Raw genomic sequence first — 23993 nt, 5'->3', positions numbered from 1 at the left:
CGACATTCCCCAAGGAAAGGAAGGTCCATGATGAAATCCGTAGTCTCCGTTTCGGCTGCAATGCTGCTGGCGATGAGCCTGACCGCATGCGGCAATAACGACGATCAGAACGAAGCCAACGCTGATACCGCAGACACCACCGCCAACGCCGAGACCAATACCGCCAGCGAAAACAGTGGCGATATGGCCGCCGACAGCGGTACCCAGATGGAGAGCGACTCACAGGCGGACGGCGAGTCGCAGATGGGCGACGACGCCATGATGAACGGCGACAGTCAGGCCAATAACGATTCGGGCATGGCCAGCGGCGACAGCGCGCCCGCCAGCGAAGATATGCCACAGGCCGCGGTCGCAGTACTACACGGCACCGAGGGTAACGACGGCATATCGGCGACGATCCGTTTCACCCCCCAGGACGGCGGCGTCGCCTATACCACCGAAGCCGAGGGCCTCGCGCCCGGCAAGCACGGCTATCATATCCATCTGTATGGCGATTGCTCTGCCGGCGATGGCAAGTCGGCCGGCACGCACTTCAACCTCGAAGGCAGTTCCAAGAATCCGCCGGCGGATATCGACCGCATCACCGGCGATCTGGGTGACCTCGACGTGGGCGAAGATGGCAGCGCCTCGGACGAAGGCACACTCGACGGCGCATCGCTGACCGGTGCCAAGGCGCTGATCGGCCGCGGCGTCATCATCCACGAAAAAGCCAACGATCCGAACCAGCCTCCGATCGGCGCCGCCGGTTCGCGTCAGGCTTGCGGTGTGATCGGTATCGCCGAAGCGGACGGCGGCATGAGTTCGAATGCCGACGCCTCCGGCAGCAACGACTCGAGCATGTCGGATGCCGAGCCCTCGGCGGATGCGAATACGAGCAGCAACAGCTCGGATGACAGCGACTCGTCGATGTAAGCCGGTATCTGGCCCGATCAGGGCCAGGCCCGACCCGGCGTCGTTTGCGGCGCCGGGTTTTTTATAGGCAACAGTCCCCTAGCTCACCGCCACCTTGTAGTTGCCGCGCTCGGCATCGTATTCGAGTGTAATCTGACCGTTCTGTTCGGCAGACTTGAGCAGGTCGGTGAAGCTTTTGAAACCGTAGTAGCTTTCGTTGAAGCTCGGATAGACACGCTTGATGGTCTGCTTGACCAGCGAACCCCACACCGGGTCGTAGTCGGACTCCAGCGACGACACGATTTCGAGCAGCTGTTCGCGCGCCTGGGCGCCCTTGTCCTGCTTTTGGCCTGATTCCGCCTTGCGCTTGCGTGCACGGCCGGATTTGCGCACCAGGTCATCGTAGTAGATGAATTCGTCGCAATTGGCGACCAGCAGATCCGATGTCGAGGATTTCACCCCGCAGCCGATCACGCGCTTGTTATTTTCCTTGAGCTTGGAGACCAGCGGCGAGAAATCCGAATCGCCTGAAACCAGCACGAATGTGTCGATATGGTCCTTGGAATAGCATAGATCGAGCGCATCCACGACCATACGGATATCGGCGCTGTTCTTACCGGAAATACGCGTTTGCGGGATATCGATCATCTCGATACCCATGGAGTGGAACGATTTCATCTGCCCGCGATACTGGCTCCAGTCGCAATAGGCACGCTTGAACACGAGCCGCCCTTTCTCTAACACACGCTTGTGGATCAGGCCCATATCGAACTCGCCGCCCGGCAGATCCTTCACGCCCAGCGCGAGATTCTCGAAATCGATAAAAACGGCGATGAGTGCTTCCCCGGACATGGGCCTTCCTGCGTGGAGCGCGCTGTGAAACCGACGCGTATGAAATATGCGCGCAGTCTAGCGGCCCGCCACAGGCCCTGTCTCGCGTGGCGATTCATACGTCGTTTGGCTGTTTCGGGCATGCTATACACACGAACTGACTCAAAGAGGAGATGAATCGATGTTCAAACATGCTCTACTCGCCAGCGCGATGCTGGTCGCATCCAGCAGTGCCTTTGCAGCAGATATGAAGGCAGAGGACGCGGCCGGCGTGTGGGAAACCGCGAGCGGTGGCTATGTGCAGCTCTATGAAGAAGGCGATACCTGGAAAGGCAAGATCGTGGGTTCGAAGAGCGGCAAGGCACGCTACGACAAGAACAACCCCGACGAGTCCAAACGTGATCGCAGATTGCTGGGCATCACGGTACTCGATGGCCTGAAATATGCCGGCAACGGCGAGTTCGAAGGCGGCACGATCTACGATCCGAACAACGGCAAGACGTATAAGGCCAAGGCCACACAGACCGGTCCGGATACGATCGAGGCACGCGGCTATATCGGCATCAGCCTGATCGGCAAATCGCAGACCTGGAAACGTATCGAATCGGACGCCGAAAACGTACACCAGGATCTGCTGCAGAAATAGCGCGGCATCGAACGAGTCGCCAATGCACGTCTAAGCGACAAAAAAAGCCCCGGTCAGCCGGGGCTTTTTTCGTGTCGGCGCTATCGATCAGCTACGCACGCTTTCCGAAGCGGGCACGAATTTAAGCGCGACACCGTTATTGCAATAGCGCTTGCCGGTCGGCTTCGGCCCATCGTTGAAGACATGCCCCTGATGGCCGCCACAGCGCGCGCAATGATATTCCTTGCGCGGGATGATCAGCTTGTAATCGGTCTTGAAGCCGAGGTGGCCATCGATGTAGTTATAGAAACTCGGCCAACCGGTGCCGGATTCGAATTTCCAGTCGCTTTTGAACAACGGCAGCTCACAGCCGGCGCAGACGAATTCGCCCTCGGCCTTCACGTCATTGAGCGCGCTCGATCCGGCCGGCTCGGTGCCCTCCTTGCGCAGCACCCGAAACGCTTCCGGTGAGAGCTGTTCACGCCATTCGGCTTCGGTTTTTTCCACGCTCGCCACCTCGACACCGGAACCCGTATCGCCCGTTTTCACGCCGCCGGGGGCTTCATCGTCGGCCAATACGCGGCCGAGCGCGGTCACACCTAGCGCACTGAAAACCGCACCACCGATAAAAACACGTCGCTTCATATTCGACCACGCGTTGGAGAACTCTGGTCTAATCTACGCTGCAGACGGCGCCGCGGATGAATTCAGCCCCGCGGGCCAAGACGATAACGCACGATCGCAGAGGCGACGAGCACGTCGTCCCGGTCATGCATGAGCACTTCGATATCGCGCTCGACCTGCTCGCCCGAGGCCGGCACCGCCCAGCGCGCGGTTGCAACGATCGGCCCGCGCGCCTTGGCGTGGTAATCCACGCCCAGATGTACGGCAATACCGCGCATGTCGGCCGGCAGGCTATAGAGCACCGACAGCCCGGCGGTGGTTTCGGCCAGGGTCGACAAGGCACAGGCATGAATACTGCTGAGATGATTACGGTTGGATCGCTTGTCCGGCATACGCAGCCGCGCGTGCCCATCGGCCAGGGCTTCGACGCGCGCGCCGATGCTGCCCGAATACGGCGCTACAAAACCGATGCCGCGCGAAATCAGACGGCGACCGCCGGGCAGTGCATAAATCGAACGAATATCGGGCAACTTCATCCATGCTCCTTGCGTACACGACAGCAGGCCGCAAGTTTAAGCCATGACCATGAACACAACGATCGACACACCGCCACAACCGGCGCTCACCCCCGCCCAGCGAGAGCTTTTCACCCGTGAGGGCTACCTGATCATGCGCGGGCTGGCCGCTGCGGAGCGTATTAACGACTTGCGCCGGGTCACGCTCGAACATGTCGAAGCCCATATCGCGCCGATCGAGTATGAAGCCGATGTCGCTTATCCCGGCGCACCCAGCAGTCGCGGGGCCGAGGGGGGCGACACGCCGCGCCGATTACGCCAGGCCTACGATCGCGATGCCGTCTTCGCCGACTGGGCAGCCGATGCGCGGCTTGGCGCGATTCTGGCGCAACTGCTGGGTAGCGATACGGTGTATCTCAGCCGCAATCATCACAACTGCGTGATGACCAAGTCGCCACGCTATTCCACGGCCACCGCCTGGCATCGTGACCTGCGCTACTGGTCGTTCGAAACCCCGCGCCTGGTCAACGCCTGGCTGGCGCTTGGCGACGAAACACCCGCCAACGGCTGTATGCGGCTGCTACCCGCAACCCAGCATATGCAGCTAGATCCGAAGCGTCTGGACAGCGACCAGTTCCTGCGCGAAGACCGCGAGGACAATGCCGAGCTTATCGATACCGCGATCACGGCCGAACTGGCGCCCGGCGACGTGCTGTTCTTCGATGCCGGCCTGTTTCATGCCGCCGGCGCCAATACCACCGACGAGCGCAAACTCTCGGTCGTCACCACCTACTACGGCCCGGATAACGCACCGACCCCGAACTCACGCTCGGCGCGACTCGAACCCATCGCTGTGAGGACCGCCGCCCATGCGTAAATTCCTTCTTGCCAGCCTGTTTTCCACGCTTATCGGCGCGGGCAGTGCCGGCGCGGCCACGCTCGACGATCTGCAGTGGGATTATCGCGTTATCGCGGTATTCACCCCCACCGATACGGCCGGCGAGCAAGCGGCTGGCGAACTGTCGAATACGGTCGGCATTGCCGGGCGCGATATCGCCTGGTTCGTAGCCAGCCCCGACGCGATGCACAGCAATCTGTCCCAACCCATCGAGCGCAGTTCTATCACTGCACTGCACGACACAGGCGGTTTCCAGGCCGTGCTGGTCGGCAAGGACGGCGGCGTGAAAGCGCGACAAAGTGAATCGCTGGATATCAAAGCGTTCTTCGACGAAATCGACAGCATGCCCATGCGCCAACAGGAAATGCAGCAACAATGACAACGACTCCCGCCCGCAACGTCCTTGGCGAACCGCTGGCCGGCTGCTGCGATGCGCCAACCACCGGTTTCTATCGCGACGGCTTCTGCCGCACCGGCACAGCCGATATCGGCCGGCATGTGGTGTGCGCCGTAGTCAGCGATGAATTTCTCGAATTCTCGGCCAGTCGCGGTAACGATCTGTCTACGCCACGCCCCGAATTCGACTTTCCCGGGCTCAAGGCCGGCGATCGCTGGTGCCTGTGCGCGGCGCGTTGGGCCGAGGCGTTCGAGGCCGGCGTCGCACCGCGCGTTGCACTGACCGCGACCGACGAAGCCGCACTGGAGATCATCGATTTGCCGGCCCTGAAAGCACACGCGATTGACCTGTCCTAACGGCTGGCCACGGCAGTGCGTGCGACAGGCCTATGCGCAGCCATGGTGCAGGCGCTAGTCTCGTGGATTGGGCGTGTCGATTCGGCAGGGCGCCCGACACTCAGGAGGCGCCATGCAGCTGCTCAATCCGGTCGATCAAATCTTTCTGCATCTGGAAGGGCGCCATCAGCCCATGCATGTGGGCGGTTTACAGCTATTCTCCATACCCGAAGACGCGGGGCCGGATTACGTGCGCGAAGTCGTCACCAAGGCGCGCAGCTTCACCGACGTGCAGCCGCCTTTCAATCGGCGCCTGAAGTACCGTTTCGGCCAGCCGTTCCGGGTCGATGACGAGAGCTTCGACCTGGAATACCACGTCCGTCATCTCGCCCTGCCCGCACCGGGCGCGATTCGTGATCTCTTGGCGCTAATCTCGATGCTGCATGGCGCTCTGCTCGATCGCTCGCGACCGATGTGGGAGACCTACATCATAGAAGGCGTAACCGGCAATCGATTTGCCGTCTATACCAAGTTTCATCATTCACTCATGGACGGCATCAGCGCGATGCGCGTGATGCGACGCTCGCTCAACGACACACCCGCGCCGGGCGGGCTTTGCGTGCCGTGGCAGCTGCCCCAAAGTGATAACGATAAATCGCAAGGCGGCGGTCAGGCGCCCTGGCACGCCGCCTGGAAGGCGGCAACCGCCACTGGCCGCCAGGTGGCGGCAATGCCCCGGGTTGGTCAGCAAGTATTTTCGGCTTGGCAAAAGGCACGCCACGAACCTGATTTCACCGCCTTCAAACAGGCCCCCATGTGCATGCTCAACCGACGCATCAGTGGGTCGCGGCGCTTTGCCGCCCAGTCCTATTCGCTCAGCCGGATCAAGAAGCTCGCCAAGCATTACGACGCAACCGTTAACGATATCGTGCTCGCGATGTGTGCCAGCGCGCTACGCGACTATCTGATCTCGCAAGACGCACTGCCCGAAGCGCCGCTGGTGGCCATGCTGCCTGTATCGCTGCATACGGCCGATAGCGGCACCGGCAACAAGGTCGCGATGATCTTTGCCAGTCTCGCTACGGATGTGGTCGATCCGGTCGAGCGCCTTGCCGCGATCCAGCACTCGGTCGACCACTGGAAACGCCGCTACAAGGACATGACCAGCGAACAGATCATGGGCTTTACCGCGGCGCTGTCGACGCCGGCCGGCATGAATCTGCTCACCGGCATCGCCCCGCGCCGCCAGGCCTTCAACGTGGTGATCTCCAACGTGCCCGGGCCGAGCGAAACGCTCTATTACGGCGACGCGAAACTCGAGGGCATGTATCCGGTGTCGATCGTGCTCGATGGTCAGGCGCTCAACATCAGCCTGGCCAGCTATCGCGACTCGCTCGAATTCGGCCTGCTGGCCTGTCGCCGATCGGTGCCGAGCATGCAGCATATGTTGCAGTATCTCAGTGACGCGCTGGATGCGCTGGAGCAGGCCGGCGACAGTGCCGCCGCCAACGAATCCGTTGCGGCGACGGGTGGCTGATGGCGAGGCGCAGTTCCTCTCGCACCCGTTCCATTCTCGTGTTTGTAGTTATTCAGGGCGCGATCCTGCTGTTTGCCATTGCCCCCGTCGCCGTGGCGATAACCGCAGGTCAGCTGGGCGCCACGCTCGGGTGCACGGTCGATGAATCAGGTCCCCATCCCTGTGAACTCTGGGGCATGGATATCGGCAATGCGCTTTATAGCGCGGGCGTGTTCGGCTGGCTGACGCTGGCCACAATGCCGGTCGCAGCCGGGCTTTGGCTCGCACATATCGTGTATGTGCTGGTACGGCTGATGCGGACGCGCACCGAGTGAGCCCATCGGCGAGCGATACCTGCGCGCTTTGCGGGCGCAGCGGCCTGCGTACGACCCGCCATCATCTGATTCCGCGACGCACCCATCGACTCAAGCGTATCCGCAAGCGCTTCGACCGGGAGGAGCGCCTCAGCGCAATTCTTCACGTCTGCCGTCCCTGCCACAGCCATATCCATGCGGTGCTCAACGAAAAGGAACTGGCAGAAACCTATAACTCGCGAACCGCGCTGCTGGCCCACCCCGATATCGCCCAGTTCGTCGCCTGGCTGGCCGACAAGCCAGCCGGCTTTCGTCCGCGTATTCGCAAGCCCAAATCCTAGGATTTGGGTGCCATCGCCAAGCGCAGGCCGAGCGCAATAAACAGCGAGCCCAGCGCCCGATCGAGCCAGCGCTGCATACGCACGTTTTCACGCATGCGCTTGGCAAATCCCGCCGCAAACCAGACCATCGGCGGTTCGACGAACCCGGCCACGGCGATGATCAGACAACCGTGCAGAAAGAGCTGAGCCCCCACCGGCCCGGCGCCGGGTACGACAAACTGCGGTAGAAACGCTAGAAAGAACACGGCCACTTTCGGATTCAGTGCGGCCACCAGTACACCGCGGCCGAACGTCGACCGGCCCGATACGACCTGCCCGGTCGCTTGTGGCATCGATTCGCCGCTGGCGCGCCATGCCTGGATACCGAGCCACACCAGATAAAGTGCACCCAGATATTTGACCAATGTGAACGCGACCGCGGAGCTGGCCAACAGTGCCGACAGGCCGAGTGCAGCCAACACGACGTGCAAGAATGCCCCGGTCCACACACCGCCCATGGCGACAAAGCCGGCCCGGCGTCCGCGACGCACCGAGTGGGCCAGAACATACGCCATGTCCGGGCCCGGCGTGATATTGAGCAACAACGCCGCTGTAAAGAACGTGATCCAATGAGACGGGGCGTAGGAAAACAAAGCGGTCGTATCGAATCCGGTCATGGATCTATCCTTCCTTAAGCGCCCGCGCGTGACAGGCGCGCACCGATCGCACCGAAAAGCGCGCAGATCGTGGCCACCAGCAGGATCGCGGCGCCAACGGCGATGGTCGTCGCATAGCTGTCGGCCACCACATACAGTCGCGCCATCGCAAAACCGCCGATCGCCTGGGTCGTGGCGAATGAAAGTGTCGCCCAGCCCCATATCTGACGCTGTCGCGCGGCCGGCGACAATGCATGGACGGTCCCAGCGGTGAGCGTGATGATCGCCGGCACCATGGCCCCGACGATAAGTGACGACAGGCTCAGCCCCACCGGCCCGACGAATGCCAGCGGCAATGCGGTCGCCAACGTCATCAGAACGAAAGCCGCAACCAGCGCCCACGCGAAGCCGACACCCCTGGCCGCGACCCCACCCAGCAGCGGGCCGATCACACCGCCAAACCCCAGCAACAACCAGTAATGGTTGCCGGCCTGCGAACCGCGGTCCAGCTCGCGTGCGATGTAATCCACCCAGTACAGCGAATGGGGCACATAGCCCGCTGAACTCAGGCCATAAGCCACCAGCACCAGCCCGATGATCAGCCAGGGCGTGGTCGCGGCGCTCGCATGCGCCACCGGCTCATCACCAGCCGCCGCCTCCGCCGGCAGATAACGCCAGACGCCGACCCAGCTCACCCACGCGAGAATCGCGCCGACGACCGCGGTGGCCAGCCATGTCGCGGCCACGCCTACGTCGGCCAGCCACGGCACAATCAGACTCACGCCCATCGTGCCAACGCCGATACCGGTAAAGATCGTTGCCGAGGCCGCCGGCCGCCGCGCCTCGGGCATACGCGCCATGATCGCCGGCGTGACCACGATCGTAAGCGTCGCGGCGGCCGCACCGGCGATCAATCGCCAGAAACCATAACCAACCATGCCCCAGGGCCATGCACAGGCCGCCAGACTGATCACGAGCGCGACAAGACAACTCGCAATCGCGCGGCGCGGCCCGAGCCAACCGGCATAGCGGTTCGCCCCGGCGGCCCCCAGGAGATAACCCAGCAGATTGATCGCCCCCAGCCGCGCGGTCTGCTCGGCGGTGAACCACCCGGCCTCGACGAGTGGCGTGATCAAGGGCGTGAACACATAGCGACCGAAGCCCACGCCCAACAGTAGCGCTACCGCTCCCGCCAGCGGTAGCCGCCAGAGCCTGCCCGGCATGTCACTCTGCGCCCTCACTAGACCCGGCGAAGCGCGGCCGCGCCCGCACTGATACTCGCGACGGCCAGCGCCACGGCTGCGATCGCAAACAACGGCCGATAGCTGGCCAGCTGTTCAAAACCCCAGGACATGCCATAAGCCCCGATCGCTTGACTCAATGCAAAACTCAACGTGGCCCACCCCCAGAGCTGTTGCTGTCGCTCGGGCGTAACCAGCGCCGCCACCGCGCCCGAGGTGAGCGTGACCACCCCCGGAATCAGCAGGCCGACAAAAAACGACGACAGCCCCAGTGCAAGCGCGTGCGTCGAGAAAACCGGTAACAACACGGCCACTGTCTTGACCGCGAGCGCCAGTGCCAGCGCCGGCCGAAAGCGCAGCCGAGAAGCCAGCACGCCAGCGACTATCGGTCCGCACATTGCACCCAGACCGAAAATCACCCAGTAGCCGCTACCGGTATTGAGTCCCTCGCCGAGTTCACGCGCGATGAAGTCGACCCAGAACAGCGTATGCGGCACAAAGCCCGCTGCATCAAGACCGTAGGCAGCGATCACCAGGAACAGCGCCAACGCAGGCAAACGCGCATCGGCGTGTTCGTGGCTCGTACTACGTGGCAACGGCGCCAGATTGCCGAGCACCGCGAACCAGGCCCAACCCGCGAGCACGGTAGCTACAAGCGCCAAGGCCAGCCAGGTAACCGCGACGCCAAAATCGGCCAACCACGGCACCACCGTACCGCTGGCCATAATGCCCAGCCCGATGCCCGTGAATACCAGCGCGCTGGTATAGGCACGGGTGCCGACCGCCACGCGCGATAACGCCGCCGGTACGCCGACCACCACCAGCATCGCGCCGGTGATGCCACAGGTCAGACGCCAGAAGCCGTACCAGATCGCGCCCCAGTCCAGCGCGCAGGCATAGAGACTGGCCACGGTGATCAAAAGACAGGCCGCCAGCACGGCACGCACGCCCACAATCAACGTCGCCCGATGTGCCGTGGCCGCGCCGATGAGATAGCCGAGCAGATTGATCGCGCCCAGGTAGGCCGCGGCATGCGACGAAAACCAGTGCGCTTCGACCAGCGCCGGGATTAACGGCGTATAGGCGAACCGTGCCAGCCCGATGCCGAGCAGCGTACAAACGCCGCCGGCCAGGCCGAGGCGTGTGGCGGAACTCATGGGCATGGGTGGTTAATACAGCGAACGGGCCCGCGAGTTTGCCACGAAAACGGATGGCGCTCCCGGGCAGGCGGTGTCGTTGCCTATGTGCGCCCAGGCTAGCGCGGGTGAAAACGCGTCCGGTAATCGGGGTGGACGACCTCGACCGCGATATCGGTGAAGTCGGTAAACACACCGTCGACGCCGTATTCGAAGTAATAACGACCCAATTCGTCTTCGAGCCGGTCAGTACCGGGAGGCAGCTGGTCGGCCCGAAAGGTATAGGGGTGCACTTTAAGGCCGCGTTCGTGGGCGAGCTCGACGAGTGCGCCCTCAGTTTTGGCGATCCGTATTTTATCCGGGCCAATACCATCGGCGTACTGCGCAACCTGATCGAGCCCGGCCGGGGTCACCATGTCGTCGTAGGCCGGGCCCTCGCTGATGAGCTGGATCATGGGCAGATCGCTACCCATGGTCTCGCGCATTTCACGCAGGTTGTCGAAGCCGAAACTCTGAATGAAAATCTTGGCATCACGCCCGGCATAGCCGTACTCGGCCAGCCGGTCGAGCAAGACTCGCTCGATGGGCAGGTTCTCGTCGTCGTGAAAAACTGGCGCCTTGGTTTCGGGGTAGATGCCGACATCACGTCCACTTTCGCGATTGAGCGATTGCACGAGCTCGACCAGTGCTACGAACGTCGGCACCTTGAAGCCCTGGGCATCGGCATTGAAGCGACCCGGGAACACGCGCGTGCCGTCGGGATGGGTACGCTCGGTGACGTTGAGCTGGTGGATTTCTTCGAGGGTGAAATCAGCCGCATACCAGCGCCCGTCGGCGCGGGCACGCTGCGGGAACTGCCGCTTGACGTCGGTGGTGGATTCGAGATGAATATCGTGCAGACAGATCAGGCGTTTGTCCGCGGTCATCACCACATCAGGCTCGATATAGTCCGCGCCCAGCGCATAGGCCATGGCATAGGCCGGCAGGGTATGTTCGGGCAGATACCCGGAGGCGCCGCGATGGGCGATGACGATCTTGTGATTGTCGGTCATGAGCGAACCCGCTTCGTTGTGCCGCGCCTCAGCGCCGGGCGCTGCGACAACCGGCAGCGTAGCCAGCATGATCGCCAGACCGATCAAAGCCCGGGTAGCCTGCACTCGAACCATGAGGCGCTCCTTCGATACCGCAAGCCGTTGTCGTTAACGTCCAGACTAGTTCAGCACGATGACAGTCTCATAACCGAGCGCCGTGATGCTCAGTCGCGCGGCTTGCGCTGGCGGATCAACCCTTCCTGGGCCACCGAGGCCACGAGTTGGCCTTGGCGATTGAAGATCAGCCCGCGCGAGAGCCCGCGCGAATCCTGGGCGCCGGGGCTGTCCATGGCATACAGCAGCCATTCGTCGACCCGGAATGCGCGATGGAACCAGATCGCGTGGTCGATGCTGGCCATTTGCATGCCCGGGGTGAAAAACGACACACCGTGGGGGAACAGCGATGTCGCCAACAGATTGAAATCGCTGGCATAAGTCAAGACAGCGCGGTGCACGGATTGATCATCCGGCAGCGGCGCCTTGGCCTTGAACCAGACATGCTGGATCGGCTCGCGCTTGTCCGGATCCAGCATGTTCCAGGGTTTGACCGCGCGCATGTCGATCGCGACTTCGCGCCCGACCGCTTCACGCAGCGATTCCGGCACGCGATCGAGCGCATCCACCCAGGCCCGGCGCAGCTCGTCGTGGCTGGCCAGTTCTTCCGGGCCCACCACGTCGGGCATGGTCATCTGATGGGTATAGCCGGATTCCTCGATATGAAACGAGGCCAGCATGGAAAAGATCGGCCGGCCATGCTGAATGGCCTGCACGCGCCGGGTGGCAAAACTTTTGCCGTCGCGAATGTTGTCGACTTCGTAGACGATCGCCGCCTGCATATCGCCCGGTCGCAGAAAGTACCCGTGCATGGAATGCGCCTGCTGCGGCGGATCGACGGTACGCGTGGCCGCCACCATGGCCTGGCCGGCGACCTGGCCGCCGAACACGCTCTTACCGCCAATATCCCGCGAACTGCCGCGGAAAAGCCGCTGTTCGAGCGGCTCGAGATCGAGCTGGTCGAGCAGATCCTGAACCAGACGTTGTCCATCCCCTGACATCGTGCGCTACGCTCCTTCGCGAACCGCAGCTTGCGGTTCGACTTTGTAATACGACGCGGCTAAAGCAGCCGCGATGACTGTATGCGCCCTTAGTCTAATTCAAACGATCACGACACAAAGCTGAAAAAGCCGCACGCCGCTTATTCAGCCTCGCTGGCGCCATCAACGGCACGCAGCAGAAAGTCGGCGCGCGCGAAAGCGATCGGACGTTCGCGATCCTCCTGCCAGCATTCGGCCTGAACCTGGGCGATACGTCGGCCGGAGCGAATCAATCGACATCGGCACCAGCAATCGGCAGCCGCGGCAGAGCGCCAGTAGTCGATCGAAAAATCCACCGGATACGGCAAGCGTGTCTGCGCCTCGGCGATGAGCACCTCGAACTGCATGGCCAGCTCCAGCAGGCTGGCCACCGTGCCGCCATGCAAGGCGGGCAGGCGAGGACTGCCGATCAGATCGTCGCGATAGGGCATGCGATAGACACGGGCTTCGCCGTCGTCGGCCTGCTCGATACGGATATCCAGATAAGCCGCATACGGAATTGCGGCCACGAGGTCGCTGGAATCCAGTACCGGTTTTGAATCTGTCGTATCGCTCATGGCTTGATCTGCTTGCCGGTCCGCATGAATGCGGCCGTACACAGCGAGACTGCGCGTTCCCGATCCCCCTGATGCAACGTCGCTCGTACGAAGCCCACACAGCGTGTCACGTGATAGCACTCGGCTTCGATCCACAGGCCCTGCTCGGCAACCGCAGGCCGTAGATAATCCATGCGCAGATCCAGTGTGGCGATGGTTTCCAACCCGGGCAACGCCAGGAAAACCGCCAGGCCGCAGGTGCTGTCGGCCGCGGCCATCCCCACCGCGGTATGCCAAAGCCCGGCACCCGGATCACCAAGAAAGCATTCACGATAGTCGAGCGCGGTAACCACACGCTCGGTTGCCACATCGACCACACGCAGACCGATCGCCTGGTTATAAGGAATACGCCCGTTGAACCGGGCCGCGATTTCGGCACGGATGGCCGGGTCGCGCTTGTCGAGTTGTTCATACATGCCGCGAGACGATAGCCGCCGGCTACACCGCTGTCACGTATCGCCGCGCCAGCGTCACAGTGCACGAGCGCGTAAGATGCAAGAACACGGCACTCGCCGCTCCATTCCCCACACCCTTTGTCGACGCGCCCATGGATCATCCCGATTACGCGCTATTTCCACTCAGTACGGTCGTATTTCCCGGCGGCATCATGCCGCTGCGCATTTTCGAACCCCGCTATCTCGACATGGTCGCGATGTGCATGAAAGGCCCCACCGGCTTTGGCATCTGTGCCGCGCGCCCGGCTGAAAACGAGCACGAGTTCAGCAGCCCGCGGGCGGTCGGCACGCTGGTCGAGATCGTGGATTTCGACCGGCTCGACGACGGTGCGCTCGGCATTACCGTGAAAGGCCGGCAACGTTTCGAGGTGCTGTCCACACGCCAGGCCGATAACGGCCTGTGGTGGGGCACCGTGGACTTCATCGATGAAGACGCCGATAGCGCCTGCCCGATCGAATTCTCCGCGCTCAAGCAGATTGCGGCCGCGCTCATCGACGAGGTCGGCCTGCCGTACGAATCCGAAAACTGCAGCTACGACTCGGCCAGCTGGCTGTCGGCGCGCCTGACCGAACTTTTGCCGTTCGATGCCGCCACCAAGCACGATCTGCTGGCCACCAACGATCCGCTGGAACGCCTGCGCCGCATTCGGCCGATGATCGAGATCGAAAACACCCGCTGACTCGTTCGGGGTGTGCTGAGACGGCAGCTGCGATAGCATCGCGGTCAGGGGAACGACCACAAGACATGCCGTGACAATTTTCAACCGCTGGCTTCTAGCCGGCCTTTGCGTGCTCGCTGCAGCCGGCTGCAGCAGTACACCCGACGAACAAACCACCACGGCATCCACACCAGCCTCGAAGACTACGACGGCCGACCCGACCAGCGATACAAAGCGCCAGCGCGACAGCGCGGCGCCCGAGATCGCCCAGGCCCGGGCGATCGCGTCAGCGTTGGACGACCTGACGGACGAGACGGTCGATCATGCCGTGGCCGGGTACTACCGGAATCATGACAATGAGCCCGCCTGGTTCGACGCCCGGGGCCGCGTGCGGCCTGAAATCAAGACGCTGCTGGATGCCTTGTCACGTGCCGACCGGCAGGGACTGGTCATCACCGACTACGGCTACGATGCCTTGGCCGAGCGTATCGAACGCATGGATGCCGCCCCCGGGCCGCTGGATGCCGAGACCGTGGCCGCGCTCGATATTCGCTTGAGCCAGGCATTCGTGAGCTACGCCGTCGACCTGCACCAGGGCCGGGTCGGCGAGGGCGAACTGCGCCCGCGTTGGTACGAAGATCTGCCGCCAGCCGACTACGCCGGTGCACTCGAGCGTGCCACCCGTGACGGCGATGTGGATGCCGCGCTCACCGAACTGCGCCCGCCCCACGATGGTTATACGCGCCTGGTGAAAGCACTCGCCGACTATCGTGCGATCGTCGATGCCGGCGGTTGGCCGCAGGTGTCGGATGGGCCGTTGCTGGAAACCGGCGTACGTGACAGCCGCGTGCCCACGCTGCGCAAGCGTCTGCAGGCCAGCGGCGATCTCACGCCGGGCGCCGAAACCGGAGAAAACATCGACGACGGTGTCGATGCACTCGAGACCATGGACAAGCCCGAGGCCGCAGCCGGTAATACGCGTTCGCAACGCTACGACGCCCAGCTCGCCCGCGCGGTCGAACATTTCCAGCGCCGGCACGGGCTCAAGGTCGACGGCAAAGTCGGCTCCGGCACGCTTGCCGCACTCAACGTTCCCGCACGACAGCGCGCACGCCAGATCGAGATCAACCTGGAGCGCTGGCGCTGGCTGCCGGCCGATCTCGGGGATCGCTATGTGATGGTCAATATCCCGGAATATCGCCTACGCGCCTACGAAGACAGCAAGCCCGCGCTGGAAATGCGCGTGGTCGTAGGCGAATCCTATGACGATCGCGCCACGCCGGTGTTTTCCGACGCCATGGAATATGTCGTCTTTCGCCCGTACTGGAACGTACCCGCGGGCATTGCGGCCGATGAAATCGTGCCTGAGGTGCGCAAGAATTCGGGCTACCTCGAAGAGAAGAACTACGAAATCGTGGCCCAATTCACGCCCGAGGCCGAAGTCCTACCCAACACGCCGGACAATATCGACAAGGTCGCGGCCGGCGAGCTTTACGTACGTCAGCGTGGTGGCAGCAGCAACGCGCTGGGGCTGGTTAAATTCATGTTCCCTAACGAATACGCGGTCTACCTGCACGACAGCCCGGCAGAACAGCTGTTTTCCCGCACCCAGCGCGACTTTAGCCATGGCTGCGTACGTGTGGAACAACCGGCGCAGCTTGCCGAGTTCGTGCTCGCCGGCAATCCGGGCTGGGATGCCACGCGTATCGACAGCGCGCTTCATGAAGGCGATCGAGAGCGGGTTCAGCTCGACGAATCGATCCCCGTCTACCTCGCCTACTGGACGGCATTCGTCGACGACGTCGGCGTGAATTTCCGTGCCGACCTCTACGAAAACGACCCGCGCGTCGAAGCGGCGCTGCGGCAGGTCAATCGCACCACGTCCGATAACTCGACGGCCCGGATAGGCTCGAATTGAGCGTACGTGCCGCCGCACTCGCGATGCTCTGCGCGGCGCTGTGTGTGCCGGTGGCCCAGGCGCGCCTGACACTGGACGACAGTCTGGAGCTCGGCCAGCGCACCGCGGCCGAGTTTGCCCTGACCATCGATGGCGAACCGCTGCCTAGGGCGGTGCGAGCCATATTCGTCATGCCGGGGGAGCGAGTCGACATCGTCGCTCGCGAGTTATCCGATGGAGCCGACCTGGTGCTGCAGACCTCCGGCGCCGGCGTGCTCGAAAGCGGTTCGGCCACCCAGTGGCGGTGGCAAGCGCCGCGCGAGCCCGGGCTTTATCCGTTGGCCATCTATAACCGCGACGATATGAGCCGTATGCGGCTGAACGTGTTCGTCAAGAAACCATACGATGCCAGCCGAGCTGAGCTTGATGGCTATCGTATCGGCCCTTACGAACCGCAGGGGCTGCGTGGCCGGGCCAGCTCGGCGCCGCCGGATGGGCTGGTGCAGGTAACGCGCGCCAATCGCGATGTGGCGTTATCCGAGCATTTCACGCTCGGCCAGTTCCTGTGTCATCAACAGCCCGATCACTGGCCGAAGTACGTGCTCGTGCGCCCGCGCCTGCTGGAAAAACTCGAGCGCCTGCATACGGCGCTCGCCGAGGCCGGCTTCGATCTCGATACGATCACGGTGATGAGCGGCTATCGCACGCCTTGGTACAACGCCGATATCGGCAATACCACCGTCTATAGCCAGCATCTGTTCGGCAGCGCCGCCGATATCTTCGTCGACGCCAACGGCGATGGCCGTATGGACGATCTCAACAGCGACAGCCGGATCGATACCGCCGATGCACGCTGGCTGGCCGACCTTGTCGAAGCCGTGGTGGCCGAGCACCCGCCGCTGGCGGGCGGCATGAGCGTATACCCGGCCAATTCGCGCCACGGGCCGTTCGTGCATATCGACGTGCGCGGCATGCGCGTGCGCTGGTAAGCCAACGCATTCGAGTCCGGCGCCGATACTAGACCCGACTACATCCCGGTAGTCGTAGCCCCTGCCGCGTTTTCTGCGGCGTTGGTATCGGTATCGTCGCTCTCGGCGTTGCCGTCGTCTGCCGTATTGTCGACGTTCGTGTCGGTATTGTTGCTGGACGGCGTGCCGGCGGCCTCGCCTGCGATTTCGTCGAGCAGATCCGCAATCGTATCGATCTCGTCGTCGCGATTGTCGATATCGTGGCGATCGGCGATAAAGGCGGGATCGTTGTAGTAGATCGTGACCGTGCCGTCGTCGGCCGGGGCGACCAGCATTTTCTGGGGCAAATCGATACCCACGGTCTGGTTCGAACGCATCAGCGGCGTGCCTGCATTTGGATTGCCGAAGATGAACAGCGTGCTCGGCCCTATGCCGGTGTTACCACTCTGGAAATTGATCGTATCGATAAGTGTGAGCGCGTCGCGCGAGCCAATGGCGTCGTCGAGCCGGTTGACGACGGTATTGAAGTCGTCGTCGCTGGCTACGGTTTCGATACCTTCGCCTTCGGCGATACCGGCAGCGCTGGCACTGGTCTCCAGATCGGCATTTGCTGCTTCAGTGGCGATCGCTTCGAGGTCGTCGTCGAGCGCATCGAGCGTGCTGTTTTCGGCATCGTTCAGATCATAGCGGGCGGCCAGATAGACCGCATTGCTGAACCCCACACCGACATCGCCGTCGCTATCCCGATACAACAGCACGCGCGCTGGCAGATCCAGCGCCACGCGGGGGTCGGCCGCAATCAGCGCCCGTTCACGATTGCCATCGCTAACGAATACCACGGTGGTCGGACGCAAACTGAGGTTTGTGTCTTCGGCGTTGGCTTGATGATCGACCGAGGCGCGCGTCGCCAGATTGCCACGGCTGCCGATAGCGTCCAGCAGCGCATCGCGCGTGGTATCGAAGCCGCGCGTGGACACAGCCACACTCAAACCCGGAATATTGGTTTCGGCAGCGGGCGGGGTAGCGTCGTTTTCGTCGCCGTCCTCGTCGCCGTCGATCAGATCCGTCCATTCACAGGCCGACACGGCCAGTACGACCCAAACGAGCAACAACAGCGACCACCGGCGACGGGCCGCTCCAAACGATACAACACCCATGACGAACATCCCGGGTCGAAAACCAGATCTCGATCCTACTCGAAATGCTCCCGCCAGCGCTGTACGGCGACCTGTTCCTTGACGATATCGAGGATTTCGATCACCGCGTCGCGCAATTCCGAGTTCTGACCGATATCGTCGGCCAGCAGGCGCGTGACCACACTGTCGGTGACGTTTTGTACCAGCGCATCGAAATCTTCGGAGGACAACCCATCGACTGCCTCGTCGAGGATATTGTTGACGGTTTCAGTGATGGCATCGTCCAGCGCATGGGTGACGAAGCTGCCCAGCATCGGGACGCGTTCGAGGTTGCGTAGCGCGCTGTTGTTGTTTACGCCGCGATTGACGACATTGGCCACATACGCCTGCAACTCGTCGCGATTGGCTTTATAGGCCGCCATGATCGCGTTCTCGATATGTGTGCTGGTGGCGTTGACCAGACGTTGCTGACGAGGCTGGATCACTTCGCGCACTACGCGGTGCGACAACTCTTGGCCCCCGCTTTCCAGTTCTTCCTGGGCGCCGCTGAGTACCTTGATGACTACGCGGTCGGAAATCTCTTCAACCACGATGTCGTAATAGACCATGAAGGTCTTGTAGACCGCCCAGTTGCGGATATCGATCACGCCCAGACGATGCAGGCGAACCAGAATCGTGATCACACGCAGTACACGCAGAAAACGAAAGCCCGCCACCGGAATACAACCGAGCACGTCGTACCAGCGCGCAAACGGGTAGAAATACCAGCGGTAATAGCGTTTCTGGGCGATCGCGATGGCCCAGCCGGCGAGCACATCGGCAACAAAAATGGCCACAAAGACCAGATCGATGGCGATGAAGTTTTCGTGCACCGAGCTTTCGTACCAGCCATGCACACCGGGTGCCGCCGACTCGAACACGCCGGCCAGCGGGCCGATGGCAAACATCGCATCGAACAGAATCAGCGCGAGATTGAGCGATACCAGCGCGATGATCGCCAGATCCCACAGCAGGAACAGCCGTTCGCTGAGCGTACGATCGCCGGTGACGACCGCGAACGGACGCGGCATATCGTGATGGTCGCCCTCTCGATCGCTCATGAGGCCCGTGCCTCGCTCGTGTCCGCGAACAGGCTTACCGTGCGCAGCATTTCACGGACCTCGGGCATACGGGCATCCATTTCCTGATAGCCCCAGCCGACCGACAGATCGAGTGCATCGGGACTGGGCACGATATTCAATGGCGAGAGTGTGCGATCGAAACGCACCATGGTGTCGGCATAAACCCGATTAACACGCATCTGCATCTGCACTGTCTGGGTGATCGGCCATAGCCACAGATTCTTGGCATCGACGCGCGGAAAGAAACAGTCGAACGCCAGGTAATAAGCATTGCGCGTGGCGGCACGTCCAGCGGCCACCCCGCGCCAGGCGGCCCGGGCCGGCACGTTGTCGGCCACACCGCCATCCACGATGGCGGCCAGTTCGCGGGTGGCCATAAGTTCGGAAAAAATCTCGCGCGTTACCCCGGCGCCCGGGCCGGGCTCGTACTGGAGAATGCTCGGTACCGCTGCCGAAAAGCCGGCCGCATCCACGGCATGCACCTGCCGGGTGTCGGTATCGCGCCCGAGCACGATCGGTTCCACTACATCGGCGCTGAAGAACTGTAGAAGCCGGGCGAAACGGGCCGCTACACGCATCCACATCGGTAGCCAGCGCTCGGCGCCTTCGTTGGGTGCGCGTACGTCCGAGGGCAGGCGCTCGTAGGGCCGACGCCGGATGCCGGCAACCACCAGATCCAGCGCTATCTCCATTTCATCCAGACGCAGCGGCCGGCGCAGATCGCCCGTAGCCATGCGCTGATGCAGTGCACGCAGATGCAGATGCAAAAGACCGGGCAGACAGAACTCGCTACGCCGGCGCGCGGCGGTAAAGATATCGCCGTTCTTGAGCTTGCGGGCAAAATCCAAATAGTCGCTGACGTCGCCGTGACGGCGCTGTGCACGAAACAGCCCAAGAATCGCGCCGATCGAGTTGCCCACCAGATAGTCCGGAATCAGGCCGTCTTCCATCAGCCGCGCAAACGCGCCGGCATAAACATAGCCGGAACCACCGCCGCCGCCCGCCACGATCACGAGCGAACGCTTTCCCGCCTCGCGATCGAGCGCAGCGGCATCGAACTCGCCGCTGTGATCGGCCAGCAGTTCACGGCGCAACTCGATACAACGCCGGCGCGCCTCGGGCACGGCTTCGTGGCAATACAGTAGTTTCTGTTCGGCAGTCGCCGAGCCGCGCAGCCGGTCGTAGAGGTGTTCGAGCAGCCATGCCCGCAACGGCATGATACGTGCGGCATCGACATGGATATCGCGCCGCGTGCCAGGCACACGAAACACATGCAGGCGCGCCATGCCCAGCGCATAACGCAGGCATTCATAGTCGGATTGCGACACGCTCAAGGGCGCAGCCAGCCAGGCACGTACCAACGCGCGCTCCATGCGCTGTAGTTGCAGACGCTCACGCTCATCACGATCGGCCGCGGCATTGGCCCCGACCGGACTCGACGTATCTGCCCCCAGTCCGCTACTCATTACTGCCCCGGCCCGACCGACCTGCCAGCTACGTGCATGCGCTCGAGCAGGCCGGTCAGCGCCACGCTTTCTTCGACGGGATCGACTTGAGCACACGCCAACGAACCGCCGGTTGGCCTTGCGTAGCGCCTAGCGGCTGCCGTGTTTTGCGACATGCGTCTCGCCTTTTCGATCGTTCCTGACAATCTCGTCAGCATAACGCACCCGTACCGGACATCGGCAGACTACGAGCGCTGCGTTCAACCATCCTCGGCTTCGAGACTGTCGGCATATTCCGTCACCAGCGGCGCTGCGTCGATCCCCCGCTCACGCAGATAGGACACCAACACGTCGGTACGGCCATGCGTCGCCAGCACGCGCTGCGCGCCAGTCTCTTCGATGGTCCGGATCAGCCCGGGCCAATCGGCATGGTCGGACAGCACGAAGCCTCGATCGTAGCCGCGCCGACGCCGGTTGCCACGAATACGCATCCAGCCGGACGCAAAACCCGTGTCGTGATGCTTGAAGCGCCGCATCCATCGTGAGCCGGCCGCCGACGGCGGCGCCATAACCAGCGTGCCGGCAAAGTCGGCTTTCTTGTCTTGGGCGCTGACCGGCTCGGTGGGCAACATGGCCACCCCGGCCTCACGGTATATATCGGTCAGCGGCACCAGCGCGCCGTGCAGATAGACCGTTTCATCAGTCAGACGCGCGAGTTCGGCCAGCAGTCGCTGTGCCTTGCCCAGCGAATAGGAAAACAACACGCTGGTTTTGCCGGCTGCCGCGTTCGCTTGCCACCAGGCACGAATATCGGCCGCCACCGTGGCCGTGTCCGCCCAGCGATAGACCGGCAGCGCGAACGTGGCTTCGGTAATGAACGTATCGCAAGGCACGACTTCGAAATCGGCACAGGTCGGGTCAGCGTCGCGCTTGTAGTCGCCCGAGGCCACCCAAACCTCGCCGTCGACTTCCACCCGGATCTGCGCCGAGCCCAGCACATGCCCGGCCGGATGAAACGACACCTGCGCCGCGCCAAACGTGAGCTTTTCTCCATACTCGATGGGCGTGAGTTCGATATTGCGACCAAGCCGTTTGTAGAGAATCGGCGCGCTTTGGGCCGTTGCCCAGTAGTGGTCGTGACCGTTGCGGGCATGATCGGCATGCGCATGGGTGATCAACGCGCGTTCGACCGGCCGCCACGGGTCGATATAAAAATCGCCCGCCGCGCAGTAGAGACCTTTGTCGGTGGGTTCGATTACAGCGGCCATGGCGGCCCTCCCTGTGATGAAGCGCTCTAGCGCACCGCACTATTGCGGCGCGGCCAGACTCTCCCGTAACGGCGCCAGCCAGGGTTCGTATGCTTTCCAGCGGGCCAGCGACGATTGATACACGGGCTGGCGTACCTGCCAGACACTGGCTGTACGCACGTCTCGCGCATGCCGATGAAAATTCAGGCAACGATCGTCCCAGTCGAGGCCGGTGAACTCGATCAGACGACGCGACTGGGACTCGGGATCGCTGACCAGCGCTTCATAGTCGACGGTGAGCATGGACAACGGCAGATGTGTCTGCCAGTGCGCCATCAAACGCTCGTGCTGGCGATAGACATGACCGACATCACCCAGATCGTAGGCAAAGCGCAGGCCACGACTGAACAGCTGGAAATAGCAGGACAGCGCGTTGTCCATGGGATTACGCCGACAATAGATCACCCGCGCATTGGGCAGAATCAGCGCAATCAGCCCGAGCCAGAGCATGTTGAAAGGCATCTTATCGGTCACACGCGTTGCATCCGGCGCGCGCGCATCGAGCCCGCCGAGATAACGTTGCGCCAGCATGGCTGCGGCGTCCGGCTCGAGGTGATCCAGACACTCGGGATAGCGTTTCTCGCGACCGACCACCACCGGCAGCTCACGCGCCATGCGGCCGATATCGTTCAGTTCGCCGGCGCCGTGTGCCTGTGGATGACTGGCAATGATCTGTTCGACCAGACTCGTGCCCGATCTGGGCATGCCCACAATCAACACCGGGCGCTCGCTGGCATCGCCCATGCCCTGGCGTGCTGTAAAGAAGTCGCGCGTACAGTGTTTGATGATGCGCTCGATACGCGCATCGAAAACCTGCCGATCGAACGGGTGGCGGCGTGCATGCAGCCGATTGCCGGCGTCGAAATGGGCAAAGGCCGGCTCGGGCGCATTGTGGGCATCAAAATGCTGGCCGAGCGCGAAATGCATATGGCTGCGTGCGATATCGTCGAGCTTCGGATCGGCCATCGCGCGCTGCATTGCCGCGCGGCGTGTGTCGGACAACACGTAGCGGCGATTGGTCATCAAGGCCGCATAGACCCAGCCCAGACGGTCATCCAGATCGAGCGCCCGTTCGAAATGCCGTGTCGAGGCCTCGAACTGACCCAGGCTCTGATAGGCGCTGCCCAGTCCCGCCTCGGCACGGGCATTAGCCGGCGCCTGAGCCAGCACCGCCTCGTAGCCCGCAGCCGCCCGCTCGTAGGCGCCAATGCCCGCCCAGGCCGCAGCAAGGTCGCAGCGGGTGTCGATATCCGGATCGAGCGCTGCTTCGGCCTGGTGCAGGCACGTGGCGGCGGCGTCGGGGGCACCCCGTTCGAATAGCAGGCCCGCGCTCTGTAAATAGGGTGCCAGCAGCGATGGGGCGGCTTCGCGTAATTCATCATAAACCGCCAGTGCGGCCTCGCTGTGGCCGGCCGTGGCGAGGACATCGGCCAGATCGAGGCCATTCTGGACGCGCTCGGGCTGCAGCGCCCAGGCCCGCCGGTAGGCTGCGATCGCGCCCGCCAGATCGGCGCGCGCACGCAGCAAGCCGGCCAGGCTATGGTGATAGATCGGATTGGCCGGCTGCTGGTCGACCGCGCGGCGCAGCAGCTTGACCGCCGCTTCGCCGTCGCCGCGCTGGTGGGCGAGCAGCGCACGCATACGCAGCGCTTCGGCATAGTCGGGATCACGCCGCTTGATACGCCGGTAACAGGCCTCGGCTTCGTCGAAGCGCCCGGAACGATGCAGCGCAATACCGTCGGCCAGTGCCGCGGACGGCGCGTGTTGTGCGTTTCGAGTGCGGGATACAAAACGACGACTCATGCGCTCATCCTAACCTGTCACTCGTCCCGGCGCGCCGGGACGTGCCGAACCGCGCCCACAAAAAAGCCCCGGCGAACCGGGGCTTCAAGGCGCCCGGCGCGAACGCTGGGCGCGTCATACAG

The 23993-nt window shown here is 62.8% G+C and carries 26 protein-coding genes; 11 read left to right on the top strand and 15 right to left on the bottom strand.

The features are described 5' to 3' along the window. Window positions 1–27: 27 nt before the first annotated feature. Window positions 28–912, top strand: coding sequence for a superoxide dismutase family protein (locus SSPSH_RS17675; RefSeq protein ID WP_006914225.1), 885 nt, complete (start codon window positions 28–30; stop codon window positions 910–912). Between the two features lie 78 nt (window positions 913–990). On the opposite strand, the gene SSPSH_RS02350 is transcribed toward SSPSH_RS17675, so the two are convergent. Continuing rightward, window positions 991–1743 (bottom strand): NYN domain-containing protein, encoded by a 753-nt coding sequence (locus SSPSH_RS02350; protein ID WP_006914226.1) that lies wholly within the window; start codon window positions 1741–1743, stop codon window positions 991–993. Window positions 1744–1903: 160 nt separating this feature from the next. Here SSPSH_RS02350 and SSPSH_RS02345 point away from each other — a divergent pair, with 160 nt between their 5' ends. After that, a complete protein-coding gene (locus SSPSH_RS02345; protein ID WP_006914227.1) occupies window positions 1904–2368 on the top strand; it encodes a DUF2147 domain-containing protein in 465 nt (154 codons plus the stop codon). Window positions 2369–2455: 87 nt separating this feature from the next. Here SSPSH_RS02345 and msrB read toward each other — a convergent pair whose 3' ends face one another. Next, on the bottom strand, window positions 2456–2992 hold the full coding sequence (gene msrB, locus SSPSH_RS02340) for a peptide-methionine (R)-S-oxide reductase MsrB (protein WP_006914228.1): 537 nt from the start codon (window positions 2990–2992) through the stop codon (window positions 2456–2458). 62 nt (window positions 2993–3054) lie between these two features. Beyond that, on the bottom strand, window positions 3055–3507 hold the full coding sequence (locus tag SSPSH_RS02335; protein ID WP_006914229.1) for a DUF4442 domain-containing protein: 453 nt from the start codon (window positions 3505–3507) through the stop codon (window positions 3055–3057). A 43-nt stretch (window positions 3508–3550) separates the two neighbouring features. On the opposite strand from SSPSH_RS02335, the gene SSPSH_RS02330 reads away from it, so the two are divergent. From SSPSH_RS02330 to SSPSH_RS02305, 6 genes are all read left to right on the top strand, one after another. Further along, window positions 3551–4363: a phytanoyl-CoA dioxygenase family protein gene (locus tag SSPSH_RS02330; protein WP_006914230.1), complete on the top strand. Its 813-nt coding sequence runs from the start codon at window positions 3551–3553 to the stop codon at window positions 4361–4363. Further along, window positions 4356–4763, top strand: coding sequence for a DUF4174 domain-containing protein (locus SSPSH_RS17670; RefSeq protein ID WP_006914231.1), 408 nt, complete (start codon window positions 4356–4358; stop codon window positions 4761–4763). The genes SSPSH_RS02330 and SSPSH_RS17670 overlap by 8 nt, the downstream gene beginning before the upstream one ends. Continuing rightward, entirely contained in the window at window positions 4760–5137 is a 378-nt protein-coding gene (locus SSPSH_RS02320) for a DUF2237 family protein (protein ID WP_006914232.1), read from the top strand. The genes SSPSH_RS17670 and SSPSH_RS02320 overlap by 4 nt, the downstream gene beginning before the upstream one ends. 112 nt (window positions 5138–5249) lie before the next feature. Further along, the gene (locus SSPSH_RS02315) at window positions 5250–6653 is read left to right on the top strand and encodes a WS/DGAT/MGAT family O-acyltransferase (protein ID WP_006914233.1); all 1404 of its coding nucleotides are present in this window, start codon (window positions 5250–5252) and stop codon (window positions 6651–6653) included. Next, the gene (locus SSPSH_RS02310; RefSeq protein WP_006914234.1) at window positions 6653–6967 is read left to right on the top strand and encodes a hypothetical protein; all 315 of its coding nucleotides are present in this window, start codon (window positions 6653–6655) and stop codon (window positions 6965–6967) included. Before SSPSH_RS02315 ends, SSPSH_RS02310 begins: the two co-directional genes overlap by 1 nt. Continuing rightward, on the top strand, window positions 6964–7287 hold the full coding sequence (locus tag SSPSH_RS02305; protein ID WP_006914235.1) for a hypothetical protein: 324 nt from the start codon (window positions 6964–6966) through the stop codon (window positions 7285–7287). Before SSPSH_RS02310 ends, SSPSH_RS02305 begins: the two co-directional genes overlap by 4 nt. On the opposite strand, the gene SSPSH_RS02300 is transcribed toward SSPSH_RS02305, so the two are convergent. The 7 genes from SSPSH_RS02300 to SSPSH_RS02270 form a co-directional block, all read right to left on the bottom strand. Further along, window positions 7284–7919 (bottom strand): LysE family translocator, encoded by a 636-nt coding sequence (locus SSPSH_RS02300; RefSeq protein WP_040607337.1) that lies wholly within the window; start codon window positions 7917–7919, stop codon window positions 7284–7286. The genes SSPSH_RS02305 and SSPSH_RS02300 overlap by 4 nt on opposite strands. Window positions 7920–7957: 38 nt before the next feature. After that, window positions 7958–9145, bottom strand: a complete 1188-nt coding sequence (locus tag SSPSH_RS02295; RefSeq protein WP_006914237.1) for a YbfB/YjiJ family MFS transporter — start codon at window positions 9143–9145, stop codon at window positions 7958–7960. A 17-nt stretch (window positions 9146–9162) separates the two neighbouring features. Next, the gene (locus SSPSH_RS02290) at window positions 9163–10326 is read right to left on the bottom strand and encodes a YbfB/YjiJ family MFS transporter (protein WP_021031311.1); all 1164 of its coding nucleotides are present in this window, start codon (window positions 10324–10326) and stop codon (window positions 9163–9165) included. A 92-nt stretch (window positions 10327–10418) separates the two neighbouring features. Further along, window positions 10419–11465 carry a glycerophosphodiester phosphodiesterase gene (gene glpQ / locus SSPSH_RS02285; protein ID WP_006914239.1) on the bottom strand — a complete coding sequence of 349 codons (1047 nt, stop codon included), beginning with the start codon at window positions 11463–11465 and terminating at the stop codon, window positions 10419–10421. 89 nt (window positions 11466–11554) lie between these two features. Next, complete coding sequence (gene tesB, locus SSPSH_RS02280; RefSeq protein ID WP_006914240.1) at window positions 11555–12445, bottom strand: acyl-CoA thioesterase II; 891 nt, start codon at window positions 12443–12445, stop codon at window positions 11555–11557. A gap of 140 nt (window positions 12446–12585) precedes the next feature. Continuing rightward, complete coding sequence (locus SSPSH_RS02275; RefSeq protein ID WP_006914241.1) at window positions 12586–13041, bottom strand: PaaI family thioesterase; 456 nt, start codon at window positions 13039–13041, stop codon at window positions 12586–12588. After that, window positions 13038–13496, bottom strand: coding sequence for a PaaI family thioesterase (locus SSPSH_RS02270; protein WP_006914242.1), 459 nt, complete (start codon window positions 13494–13496; stop codon window positions 13038–13040). Before SSPSH_RS02270 ends, SSPSH_RS02275 begins: the two co-directional genes overlap by 4 nt. Window positions 13497–13627: 131 nt before the next feature. Between SSPSH_RS02270 and SSPSH_RS02265 the strand changes: the two genes are divergently transcribed. The 3 genes from SSPSH_RS02265 (at window position 13628) to SSPSH_RS02255 (ending at window position 17080) form a co-directional block, all read left to right on the top strand. Continuing rightward, window positions 13628–14215 carry an LON peptidase substrate-binding domain-containing protein gene (locus tag SSPSH_RS02265; RefSeq protein ID WP_006914243.1) on the top strand — a complete coding sequence of 196 codons (588 nt, stop codon included), beginning with the start codon at window positions 13628–13630 and terminating at the stop codon, window positions 14213–14215. A gap of 70 nt (window positions 14216–14285) precedes the next feature. Next, on the top strand, window positions 14286–16112 hold the full coding sequence (locus SSPSH_RS02260) for a L,D-transpeptidase family protein (protein ID WP_006914244.1): 1827 nt from the start codon (window positions 14286–14288) through the stop codon (window positions 16110–16112). Further along, the gene (locus SSPSH_RS02255) at window positions 16109–17080 is read left to right on the top strand and encodes a D-Ala-D-Ala carboxypeptidase family metallohydrolase (protein WP_006914245.1); all 972 of its coding nucleotides are present in this window, start codon (window positions 16109–16111) and stop codon (window positions 17078–17080) included. Before SSPSH_RS02260 ends, SSPSH_RS02255 begins: the two co-directional genes overlap by 4 nt. A 38-nt stretch (window positions 17081–17118) precedes the next feature. Here the strand turns inward: SSPSH_RS02255 and SSPSH_RS17665 are convergent, their stop codons facing one another. The 5 genes from SSPSH_RS17665 to SSPSH_RS17660 form a co-directional block, all read right to left on the bottom strand. Beyond that, window positions 17119–18216 (bottom strand): DUF302 domain-containing protein, encoded by a 1098-nt coding sequence (locus SSPSH_RS17665; protein WP_021031308.1) that lies wholly within the window; start codon window positions 18214–18216, stop codon window positions 17119–17121. Window positions 18217–18251: 35 nt separating this feature from the next. Further along, the gene (locus tag SSPSH_RS02245) at window positions 18252–19295 is read right to left on the bottom strand and encodes a hypothetical protein (protein WP_006914247.1); all 1044 of its coding nucleotides are present in this window, start codon (window positions 19293–19295) and stop codon (window positions 18252–18254) included. Continuing rightward, on the bottom strand, window positions 19292–20782 hold the full coding sequence (locus SSPSH_RS02240; protein WP_006914248.1) for a patatin-like phospholipase family protein: 1491 nt from the start codon (window positions 20780–20782) through the stop codon (window positions 19292–19294). Before SSPSH_RS02240 ends, SSPSH_RS02245 begins: the two co-directional genes overlap by 4 nt. A gap of 239 nt (window positions 20783–21021) precedes the next feature. After that, complete coding sequence (locus SSPSH_RS02235; RefSeq protein ID WP_006914250.1) at window positions 21022–22029, bottom strand: ligase-associated DNA damage response exonuclease; 1008 nt, start codon at window positions 22027–22029, stop codon at window positions 21022–21024. 39 nt (window positions 22030–22068) lie between these two features. Continuing rightward, entirely contained in the window at window positions 22069–23871 is a 1803-nt protein-coding gene (locus SSPSH_RS17660) for a tetratricopeptide repeat-containing sulfotransferase family protein (protein WP_006914380.1), read from the bottom strand. Window positions 23872–23993: the final 122 nt, after the last annotated feature.

This window comes from Salinisphaera shabanensis E1L3A (genome assembly GCF_000215955.2).
GTDB lineage: Bacteria > Pseudomonadota > Gammaproteobacteria > Nevskiales > Salinisphaeraceae > Salinisphaera > Salinisphaera shabanensis.
This window is presented reverse-complemented; position numbering and strand designations above follow the sequence as displayed.